Origin of the sequence: Rheinheimera sp., from assembly GCF_020217005.1 — a bacterium.
Taxonomy (GTDB): Bacteria; Pseudomonadota; Gammaproteobacteria; order Enterobacterales; family Alteromonadaceae; genus Pararheinheimera.
This window is the reverse complement of sequence record NZ_JAIWOI010000135.1, coordinates 1-10000: the sequence shown is the minus strand read 5'-3', so window position 1 is coordinate 10000 and position 10000 is coordinate 1. Positions and strand designations below refer to the sequence as shown.

General features: G+C 47.6%; 10 protein-coding genes. 6 read left to right on the top strand and 4 right to left on the bottom strand.

Features of this window, described 5'->3' with window-relative positions:
- The first annotated feature begins 82 nt into the window (after positions 1 to 82).
- Positions 83 to 391, top strand: a complete 309-nt coding sequence (locus LDL40_RS06635; protein ID WP_300994429.1) for a DUF2007 domain-containing protein — start codon at positions 83 to 85, stop codon at positions 389 to 391.
- Between the two features lie 50 nt (positions 392 to 441).
- On the opposite strand, the gene LDL40_RS06630 is transcribed toward LDL40_RS06635, so the two are convergent.
- A complete protein-coding gene (locus tag LDL40_RS06630) occupies positions 442 to 2031 on the bottom strand; it encodes an amidohydrolase family protein (protein ID WP_300994428.1) in 1590 nt (529 codons plus the stop codon).
- 81 nt (positions 2032 to 2112) lie between these two features.
- A complete protein-coding gene (locus LDL40_RS06625) occupies positions 2113 to 5007 on the bottom strand; it encodes a M14 family metallopeptidase (RefSeq protein ID WP_300994426.1) in 2895 nt (964 codons plus the stop codon).
- A 319-nt stretch (positions 5008 to 5326) separates the two neighbouring features.
- On the opposite strand from LDL40_RS06625, the gene LDL40_RS06620 reads away from it, so the two are divergent.
- Together LDL40_RS06620 and LDL40_RS06615 are read left to right on the top strand one after the other, a co-directional pair.
- Entirely contained in the window at positions 5327 to 6130 is an 804-nt protein-coding gene (locus LDL40_RS06620; RefSeq protein ID WP_300994423.1) for an ABC transporter substrate-binding protein, read from the top strand.
- The gene (locus LDL40_RS06615; protein WP_300994420.1) at positions 6127 to 6966 is read left to right on the top strand and encodes an AraC family transcriptional regulator; all 840 of its coding nucleotides are present in this window, start codon (positions 6127 to 6129) and stop codon (positions 6964 to 6966) included. The genes LDL40_RS06620 and LDL40_RS06615 overlap by 4 nt, the downstream gene beginning before the upstream one ends.
- On the opposite strand, the gene LDL40_RS06610 is transcribed toward LDL40_RS06615, so the two are convergent.
- Positions 6963 to 7553, bottom strand: coding sequence for a LysE family translocator (locus LDL40_RS06610; protein WP_300994419.1), 591 nt, complete (start codon positions 7551 to 7553; stop codon positions 6963 to 6965). The two genes, LDL40_RS06615 and LDL40_RS06610, sit on opposite strands and share 4 nt — an antisense overlap.
- 178 nt (positions 7554 to 7731) lie before the next feature.
- Here LDL40_RS06610 and LDL40_RS06605 point away from each other — a divergent pair, with 178 nt between their 5' ends.
- A complete protein-coding gene (locus tag LDL40_RS06605) occupies positions 7732 to 8094 on the top strand; it encodes a DUF1304 domain-containing protein (protein ID WP_300994417.1) in 363 nt (120 codons plus the stop codon).
- On the opposite strand, the gene LDL40_RS06600 is transcribed toward LDL40_RS06605, so the two are convergent.
- Complete coding sequence (locus LDL40_RS06600) at positions 8091 to 8843, bottom strand: class I SAM-dependent methyltransferase (protein WP_300994416.1); 753 nt, start codon at positions 8841 to 8843, stop codon at positions 8091 to 8093. The two genes, LDL40_RS06605 and LDL40_RS06600, sit on opposite strands and share 4 nt — an antisense overlap.
- A 351-nt stretch (positions 8844 to 9194) precedes the next feature.
- Here LDL40_RS06600 and LDL40_RS06595 point away from each other — a divergent pair, with 351 nt between their 5' ends.
- Entirely contained in the window at positions 9195 to 9533 is a 339-nt protein-coding gene (locus tag LDL40_RS06595) for a YggL family protein (protein WP_300994415.1), read from the top strand.
- Between the two features lie 175 nt (positions 9534 to 9708).
- Positions 9709 to 10000, top strand: a 292-nt coding sequence (locus LDL40_RS06590) for a hypothetical protein (RefSeq protein ID WP_300994414.1), incomplete at its 3' end; no start/stop codon positions are given.

Below are 10000 nucleotides of genomic sequence, written 5' to 3'. Positions count from 1 at the left end.
TTAAAAATGCGCCTGAACAAAAGCTGCTGATGCTATGCTGCTTGAATAGCGGTAAAGCTTTGATGTATGGGAAATGATGGCTATGAAAATGATCTACACCCATGAAAACAGGCTGATTGTCAGCAATATCAAGAATATTCTGCAGCGTCGGGGTTTTGAGGTATTTGTTAAAAACGAACATGCGGTCAGTATGATAGGTGAGGTGTCTGCTTTTGATAGCTGGCTGGAGTTATGGCTGGTCGACGAAAATGATTACGCCTTAGCCAGCATGTTATTAAAAAACCTGACACTGGATAGCGAAGCGGCGGACTGGCATTGCAGCAAATGCGCAGAAGAAAATGCCGCTTCATTTGAATTGTGCTGGAATTGTGGTACTGAGCAAACGAATTAACAGAGTCATACGGGGGACTGAACAGCCACCCGTACTTTGGCGTTTGCGGTTTAAATTTTTGTATTTTCGGTTTGTTTTGCCTGTTGCACTATAGTCCGCACATCCTGAAGCAATTGCTGGGCGTCGTACACTACGCCATCTTTAATAGTGTAACGCACCCCTTTGCTGCGCTCCGGCTCGTTATTAGCATTTAAGCGATAATGACCAGTGCCATACAGCACTTTAAAGTTTGCCAGCGGGTTTTCAGCCACTATCAGCATATCGGCTTTTTTGCCCGGCACTAAGCTGCCAATATCTTTTTCCATGCCTAAAGCTTCAGCGCCGTTGAGCGTAGCGACCTGTATGACTTCCAGCGGGTTAAAACCTGCTTCGCGCAGCAGTTCCAGTTCCTGAATATAAGCAAAACCATAAATTTTATAGATATAACCCGCATCCGATCCTGCAGTGACCCGGCCACCATGGTTTTTATAGTCGTTTAAAAACTGGAACCAGATGCGATAGTTTTCGCGCCAGGCGATTTCCTGATCGGTCGTCCAGTCAAACCAAAAGGAACCATGGGCATAACGGTTAGGCTTAAAAAAGTTAGCTAAAGAGGGCAGGGTATAGTCCTGATGCCATTCGGCGTTACGCTGCGCGCTGGCATCGCGGGTGGCTTCGTAAATGGTCAGGGTAGGGTTGATGGTAAAGTCCAGTTGGATCAGCTCATCGCGCACTGCATTCCATTTGTCAGAGCCTGGCGCTGCCGCTTGTTTCCATAACAAGCCTGCATTGGCGAATCTGTCTTGTTCATTCTGGTAATTGTAATGGGCTGGATAATTCTGGATCACCTGACCGGTAAACAGCGCTTCAGGTAAGCCGTACCAATGTTCCATCGAGGTTAAACCCATACGGGCGCTGTCCAGTGCATTGGTACCCATCACGTTGAGCTGGGCGTGGTGCATCATGGTGCCAAGCTGTTGTTTTTTGGCTTCATCCAAAGCGGCGGAAATAATGGCCGGGGTAGAGCCAAAAAATTTAATACCCGAAGCGCCGGATTTTTTGATATCCCGCACCCAATCCCTGGCTTGTTCCGGACTAAACACAGGTTTACTCAGGCCCTGACCAAAGCCGATATAAGGCACAATGCGAGGCGCTACTATGCTGTTTTTCTCTGAAGCTTTGACGTGACGCATGGTCCAGTCGACACCATTAAAACTGCCGGGTTCCCGCACTGTGGTAATGCCGTGCGCTAACCAGAGTTTAAACACATACTCAGCCGGAGTGCCGTTGGCTGAACCACCAATATGGCCATGCATATCAATAAAGCCCGGCAGAATGTACATGCCGCTGACATCCATTTCCTGATCGCCTGAGCTGGCTTTAGGCCGGCCTTCAGGCATCACTGGCACACCGGGATTACCCACAGCGGTAATTTCTGTGATGCGATCCTGTTCTATGACTATATCTACCGGGCCCACAGGCGGAGCGCCTTCGCCGCTGATGTAAGTGCCGCCGCGTAAAATCAGACGTTTATAAGGGCCTTCGCCTCTGTCGCGTTGTGGCGCTGAGGGGGTTCGTTCTGCAGAGTTGGCTGCGAAGACCTCAGGTTGACCTGTCAGGGCCAGTACTAACGCTGTGCTCAGTACACAAAAAATACGCATAGTTGTTCCTTGTTATTTTTATGCAGGGTTGGCCTGGAGTCAGCCTAAAAGGCTGACCCTCTGGTTCAGACTTTAATAGGGTTAGAGTTTTACAGGGCTTGATGCACCTAAACCCGGACCATAAACAATGGCGTTTAGCAATAAACGTTCAGTGCCTTTGGTGGCTCCCCGCACCACAGGTTGGCCAGCAAACAGAATGATCTGCCCATTACCTTTGCTTTCTCTGGTTAAGTAAGCTGTGTTGGTCACACGCTGTGCCGCCTCAGGCCACAAGAGGCCACTCATTCTTACCCGTACATCCTGACCTGCAGGCAGAGTGGACCAGCCCAGTTTACGGGCTGACACCAATTTGTTCTCTGTCATGACCCCTATACGCACAGCAGCCTCAGACTGGTCGTCCGACATCAGTAGTGGATGATTGCTAAACAGCAGTGGTAACTGGTTTTCACTACCAAAAGTCAGCCAGTGTTTTTGATCAACGCGACCTGCCAGAATGGCACCGGACGGCATAAAGTGAGCAGACCATTCTTCCCAGATTTTCAGTTGTTCTTTGCTCAAGGCTTTGATTTTCTCATCGGCCAGCCAGGGTAGGCTGATCCGCTCAGGTACCAGATAGCTATTCACAGCGGCTTTGTTCGCTAAGGTACTTTGACTAGCCAGCCATTCGCGTTGCAGCGATAAATCATAAGTCGCTGCGTCTTCGATTGCTGCAGCTAAAGGTTTCACTGCAGATAAACCAGCCGTCATCAACTGAGCTGTTGCTCCGTCTACGCTGATTAAAGTCCCTCCGGAGTCTACCCAGCTTTTTAGCGCTGTGACGGCGCCAGGGTCTAGTTTTGCCGTCATATGCGGCAGCACTATTACATTGTATTGACGCAAATCCGCTCTGGTTAAAGCGGCCAGATCCAAATGGCTGTGACGGATCCCAAGATGTGTATCGACCATATGCCAGATAGCGCCAAAGTCCAGTTGGCTGACGCCACTCTGGCCAACTATGGCCAGTTTAGGGGCTTGTAACAGGCGGAAATGGGCGCCTCCTATATCAGGTAAATCGCCGTCCCCTAAACCTTGTGTCAGATTACGCAGATCCGTGTGTACATCGGCTGCAGCAGTTGCGACTTTTTCGGCCAGATCCGCCATTTGAGGGTTATCGCTACGCAATACAGTAACTGTGCCTCTGTTAAAGACGACTGTACCAAGTTGTCCTGCTTTATCGATCAGGCGTACCTGCACGCCTTGCTCCAGCAGGCGTGCCGCAAAAGCGACAGAGGCGTCGTCATCACCATTCACCAACCAGCCGAGGCTTTCGGTTTTACTGGCAACGACTAAAGGATCCGCCTCATAAGCTTTCAGATTGTCGGTAATTTCTTCGCCCACTTCCAGCGCGGTCAAGCCTTGCATCATGGTCATGTTCCATGCTGTGTTGTCGTACATCAGCGAACTGCCATCGCGCAAGGTACGCTGGTATTCCTCCAGCAACACTTCATCCTTGATCTGAGCATTAAACTCCAGAATCGCATTCAGCAACCGGGCTTCGGGCTGGCGAGCGTTGATCACAACAGCACCTTTAGGCAAGTTTTTCTGGCTGTAGCTTTGCCCTAACTGATCTGTAACCTGGCTGACTGACGTGGGAGCTGTCAGCTGTTGTACTTCAATATCCTGCGCCTGCAACAAGGAGACAAAATGCTCGAGTCTTTTGCGGTTTGCCGTTGGCAGAATCACATAACTTTTATTGGCATAAGGACTGCTACCCGAGGTCACCAGCTTACGGTCCTCGACAAAATCGCGGTACATAGCCTTGCTATTTGCAGCCAGGGTTTTCAGATTGGCTATTGAACTGACCAGTTGATGATGTACAGACTGCTGATAAGTACGGATTATGCCGTTATTCAGCTGGATACCGTCTTCAGCGGTCCGGGCCTGTTCATACAATATATGCACTGCGCCGCGGTACTCTGCATAGTTGGAGTATCCTGGGTAGAGGTTTTCAAACCATTCACCCGTGTAGTAAGTCCAGTTATTTTGGTCAAAAGCTGTAGCCTGATCACTGGCAAACTTTTTACCCCATTTGTGTTTGCTCTGTGGAATATTACTGTTGATGGGTTCACGGGACGGTCCAAACAGGAAAGTATCATCACTGCCCATTTCATGACCGTCGATCATCAGTTGCGGATACCACTGATTAATTAATGCTACCCGACCACGGGTTTCTGGCGCCTGCAGGAAATAAAAATCCCGGTTCAGATCGTAATAGTAGTGATTAGAACGGCCATAAGGCCAGACTCCGGTATGTAGCATGGACTGGCCATCCACATTAGGGGCTGTACCTCTGTGTTGTTCCAGCATCTTAGTAAAACGGGCGCGGCCATCCGGATTCATCATGGGGTCAACCAGTACCACCATATTCTCAAGTAATGAGGTAACTTCAGTATCTTCAGCGGCTATCAGTTGGTAAATCAAAGCTAAAGCCGCATCGGCTCCTGAAGACTCATTGCCGTGAATAGAATAAGCCATCCAGGCTATGGCGGGTAATTCCTTGATAGCTTGTTCAATCTGGCTGGAGGATTTGCCTTGAGGTTTGGCCAACAATTGTACTTTTTGCTGTATGTCCGGCAAGGTGGCGAGGATTTTTGGCGTTGAAATAGCTAACAAATGCAAGGGCCGGCCTTCGTAGCTGGTGGCGTATTGCTGATACGAAATACGGTCGCTTTCTTTGGCCCAAAGCTTCATTAATTGATCTATTTGTTCGGGGGTGGCAGTGCGTTGCCCCACGGGAAAACCCAGTACCTTCTCTGGCGGCGTAATGGCCGGGTTGACCTTAGCCGGCGTCAATGCGTGAGGGTAATTCAGCCCGGCTGCAGCTGTTGGCTTCATCAGCACTGCAGCCTGGGGCTTGCTTACTGCCATCAGGCAGCAAATGACAGTAGCGGGGAGCAAGGTCGACGTCAGTAAGCGGACAGAGGTGGTATTTTTCATTTTTTGTTATCTCTGGAATTAGTAGCAGATCACCTAGTGTTGCAGTGTTGCAGCAAAGGAGCGTTTTTATTTATGGCAGTGTCCAGACTGCATCTGATGTCTTGTCAGCATCGAAAGCAACAATAGCAAAGTTGCGCAAAAAGCATACAGGGGAGATTGAAGATCAGCTTAAATTGCGACCGAAGGTGAAATTTGTTGGTTAAGCCGATGAAATAATTCAGTTAGTTTGATTTAAGTTGGTTTTGAGTCAAGCGGTTACTGGTGGCAATTCAGGATCTGGTTTATCTTTAAACTATGCAGTTTATAGTGAGCTTATCTGTTGCGATTCTATCTGTGCCTATGGCTGGTGATTTGGCCTTTATTTGCGGTAAGTCAGGATGATCGCACCCCAATAAACCCGGCTATGCATATTCGCATTGCTGCTGAAGATAACTGGCCTCCTTTTTCCGACCAACAGGGACGGGGTTTGTCTGAAACACTAGTCAAGGCTGCTTTTGCGACTCAGGGGTATCAGATTACTACTGTCACTGTGCCTTATGCCCGGGCTTTGCGTTTGACCCGGCTCGGCACTACGGATGCCTGTTGGAATGTCACCCGGCAACAGAACACAGAAAGGGACTTTATTCTGCATAAAATTCCGTTATTTACCGCTAATTCGTCCTTTTATTATTATCGTCAGCCTAAGCCTTACCTTTCTGTGGCGCAGATCCCGAATGGAGCTGTAGTAGGAGTGATCCTCGGTTATGAGTATGGTGACTTGTATGAACAGCATAAGCACAGGTTTCGGCTGGTGGAAGTTTCAACTCATGCTCAACTCATTGCTTTACTGGACAGCAATAAGCTGGACCTGGCGATATTTTTTGATGAAGTATTACGGTATTACCTGCAACAGGAAGCAATTAAAGCTGAGCATATTCAAAGGGGAGAACTGAATTACAGCAGCGAAATTTATCTGGCTTTTAACAAAGAAAATCCCCAAAGTAGCAAAAGAGCAGCGGCTTTGGATGCAGGTATTGTGCAACTGAAAAAGTCAGGGCTGTATCAGAAATTATTGCTTGGGATCCGGGCTGACGTAGTCTCTTCGGATGACCCACTCTATAAAAGGACTGGCGGATCAAGATGACAGCTGCGACTCAACCTTTGTTTTGGCGCCACCCCGCTATGCCTTACGCTGAATTGCGTTTGGTGGTGGACGGGCGCAACGTCAGCTATGCCCCACATTCACATCAGGAATGGTCTATTGGCGCTATCCTGGCGGGCCAAAGTGAGTTTCTTTGTGCTGATCGGTTGCATTCGGTAAAAGAGGGCGATTTGGTGCTGATGAATCCGGACCAGGTGCATGCCTGCAATCCACGTCAAGGTTCAGCCTGGGCATATTACATGCTGCATCTGGATAAAAACTGGTTAGCCAGCTTATTAGTTCAGGCTGAAGTCCGTTCTTGCAGGGCATGGCGGGACACCAGTGTTGATACCTGGTCTGATACAGAGCTGTTTGGTGATTTTGTCGCTATGGCCCAGTACCTGATGGCGCCAGATTTTAGCCTGCAAGACAAAGAGCAAAAGCTGAAGAGGGTGCTGTGCAGATTGTTTTTACAGTTGGATCAGCAACAACAGCATACCAGAACATTATTGGCAGCTAATCCTTTGTATCAGGTGGCTGATTATCTTAGTCAGCATTGTCACGAAGACCGAGCTATTAGCAGCATTAGCGCCGACTTTGGTTATAGCGCTGGCTATTTGGTGCGCGCCTTTAAACGGCACTTTAATATGACCCCTCATGCGTATCGGTTAAACCGCAGGGTGCAGCTGGGCCAACAGGCGTTAAAGCAAGGCGAAGCCATAGCAGCAATAGCACAGACGACAGGTTTTAGCGATCAGGCTCATTTCCAACGCGTGTTTAAACAACGGGTTGCGGCTACACCAGATCAGTATCGCCGCTCCGTCATCAAGCCTTGTTAAAGCACGAGCAGAAGACAACTGGCTGCAAGCAATACCGCCAGACTTTTGTTCAACAGCCGCATTTTCGCCGGGCTTTGCAGATAATGCCGTAAGGCAATACCAGCCCAAAGCCAGGCTGACAGTGACAACCAACAAATGGGTAGATAAAGGCCTGCAAAAATCAGTAGTTGGCTGCTGTTGGCTTCAGGGATATAAGCTGCTATGCCAGACAATGATGCCAGCCAGGCTTTGGGATTAAGCCATTGCATTAAAACACCTGTGATAAAACCCGGCGCTTTGCGGCCAGCCTGTTCAGACAGGTCGCCATGGTCACTGAACAGTTGGTAGCTCAGATACAATAAAAAGGCGATGCCGAGCCACTGCAAGATTTGCGTTAACAAAGGCAAGGCTGACAACAGATGGTGCAAGCCAAAACCTATCAGTAAAAACAGCAGAATAAAGCCAAGAGTTGCGCCTGTAACAAAGCTCAGTCCTTTGCTGATGCCAAAACGGGCACCGTTGCTGACCGATAGCAGATTGACAGGGCCGGGAGAAAATGAAGCGGCAAAGGCAAATAAAGCCATAGACAAAAGCAGAGATAAGGTCATAAGTACTCCAGTGGTGATAGTGCGGGCTGGCGACTATGAACTCTTGGTTTAGTACTGTATTGAACAAAACTGACCTTTATGTATTTTCTGTTTGTCTTGTTGCGACAGGCACAGAAACAAAGCTGTGGTTAGTTGCTTGCATGTTGGGTTAGCATAAATTTTTTTTAAGGACCAAACTATGATGTTATTAGCAAATCTGCTGGTGCTGCTGGTCGCACTGCTGCACTTGTACTTTTTAGTACTGGAAATGTTTTTGTGGGACAAACCTAAAGGCATGAAAGTGTTTAATCTGACAGCACAAAAAGCGGCGGAGACTAAAGTGTTGGCGGCAAATCAGGGCTTATACAATGGCTTTTTAGCTGCAGGGTTATTGTGGGGCTTGTATCAAGGCGACACTGGATATGACTTTAAGGTATTTTTCCTGCTCTGTGTCATAGTGGCTGGTGTGTATGGCGCTCTGACAGTAGGTAAAAAAATTCTTTATGTACAAGCCATGCCAGCTGCATTAGCGCTGGCATTGGTGTTTTTCACCATGAGCTAAATTTGCGGCTTTATACAGACAAAAAGTGCATTGCCAGCTTCTTTATCCCAGCTGGCTATTTTTTCGTAGTTATGTTCAAGAATATGCACTTCAAAGCTGGAGCGAAGCAGAAGTTCCAGCTCTGCAAAACTAACGGCCACCATAGGATGTTGATCCTGCCAAATCTGGGTTATATCAGCCGTGGTTTTTTCTATACTCAGATGCAATGATTGTTGCTCACCCTGACCGCTATAGTTCCAGCCCGATTCAAAGACAAACTGACTGTTATCCAGCTCAGCGCTATGCCGCACATAAGAGTTGTTGTCGATTTTGTTTTTGTCCACCGCATTAAAACAAAACACGCCGCCTGGTTTTAAGGCGTTAAATACGCTTTGTATACAAGCTTTCAAGTTTTGAATACTGGCGCTGTAATGGATGGAATATAAAAAGCAGGTAATTAAGTCGACCGGCTCAGCCAAGGTAAAATCACACATATTCTGCCGCATAAAGCGGGCTTCAGGGCAACGTAGCTGCGCTTTATCCAGCATAGGCTGATTCAGATCCAAACCACTGCTTTGATAACCCGCATCAAGAAAATGCCGGATATGTGGGCCTGTGCCACAGGCTAAATCCAGATGAGCTCTGCCATCGCCACCAAAAAACTGATGTAACCTGCGGGCACTCTGACTTTGTGCCCGGTAGTCAATATCTGCACACATCAGGTCGTAATAACCGGAGAGGTCCGTATATAAAGCATTTGATGAGTGCATATACCCTTCTTTTCTTTGGTGCAGCTGTCGCAGTGTTGCTCACTTTCGCGCGCCCCAACGATTCAGGGCAACTATGTTAAGAACCGTTGTCTGGTCGCTTTGCCACAAGAGCGGTCTGGTAGCAATAATAGTCAATGGCTTTGTGTAATTTTTCGGCCGCGCATCATATATCAATCCGGTATTTTTGCGAAGCTTAGCTCGTGACTAAAAGCAGCTATTCCAGTGTTGGTTTGAAGTGGTTGAGAAAAAAAGCTTGCTTATCAGCCCCTGATAACGAGATCCTATAGCAGTACAGTCTTGTATTAGCTATGTATCACGCCGGATCTGCGGCAGATACACCAAGGAGAACTCATGTCTAAACCTAAAAGCCGTCGTTTACAGAAAAAACTCTATATGGGTGAATTTACTGAATACGGTTTTCAGTTGTCCTGCGACCTGGGCCTGGAATCCGAGCAGGATTTCAGCAAACTGCTGGACCAATTTATCAGTCTGATTGAAAGTCGTGATTTGGTGATGGCCGGTGGTGGTGACAAAACTCAGTTTGAAGCTTTTATCTGGTCTGCCCATCGCTATGGTTCAGCGACAGAAGAGGATATCAAAGTGATCTCTGATTGGTTTAAGGCTTTGCCTTCTGTAGCTCAATTGCAGGTCAGTGAGTTAGTAGACGCAAACTACGGCGTCAGCTTCTAAGATTCTGAGTCCAGATGCTCATAAAAAAATCCGGCTTTCATGCCGGATTTTTTTATGACAAAGCCATTAAATTTTTAAAATGACGTTAAGCTGTCATTTTCCGGACCTTAGACTGTTGTTTCTGATTTCGCTTTTTTATTGCACAGCGAAGTTGGTATCAAACAACAAGGATCAAATGGAGGTCTATCAAGTGTTCAGCAAAATAAATTTAACTAAACTAAAGATAATAAAAGGCTTTTTAGTTTTTCTAACCCTTTTAACTGCCAATGTAGCGAAAGCAGATGAGTTCCCAGGCTGGGATGCAGGTATTACCGCCTATAACGAAGCTCAGGTCAGGAAGTTTCATCCCACTTTTGATTTTGACTCAGACGGTTGTTACCCAGGTACGCCTTTTCACCGTTATGAATCTTTACGGCAAAACCCGGGATTAGGTGCTACTTCGAGTTATTACGGTGGTTGCCGTGATG

Excerpts from the sequence above, each read along its gene's own strand:
- LDL40_RS06605 (WP_300994417.1), top strand. The coding sequence starts at position 7,732 with ATGATGTTATTAGCAAATCTGCTGGTGCTGCTGGTCGCACTGCTGCAC.
- LDL40_RS06595 (WP_300994415.1), top strand. The coding sequence starts at position 9,195 with ATGTCTAAACCTAAAAGCCGTCGTTTACAGAAAAAACTCTATATGGGT.
- LDL40_RS06610 (WP_300994419.1), bottom strand. The coding sequence starts at position 7,553 with ATGACCTTATCTCTGCTTTTGTCTATGGCTTTATTTGCCTTTGCCGCT.
- LDL40_RS06615 (WP_300994420.1), top strand. The coding sequence starts at position 6,127 with ATGACAGCTGCGACTCAACCTTTGTTTTGGCGCCACCCCGCTATGCCT.
- LDL40_RS06630 (WP_300994428.1), bottom strand. The coding sequence starts at position 2,031 with ATGCGTATTTTTTGTGTACTGAGCACAGCGTTAGTACTGGCCCTGACA.
- LDL40_RS06625 (WP_300994426.1), bottom strand. The coding sequence starts at position 5,007 with ATGAAAAATACCACCTCTGTCCGCTTACTGACGTCGACCTTGCTCCCC.
- LDL40_RS06635 (WP_300994429.1), top strand. The coding sequence starts at position 83 with ATGAAAATGATCTACACCCATGAAAACAGGCTGATTGTCAGCAATATC.
- LDL40_RS06600 (WP_300994416.1), bottom strand. The coding sequence starts at position 8,843 with ATGCACTCATCAAATGCTTTATATACGGACCTCTCCGGTTATTACGAC.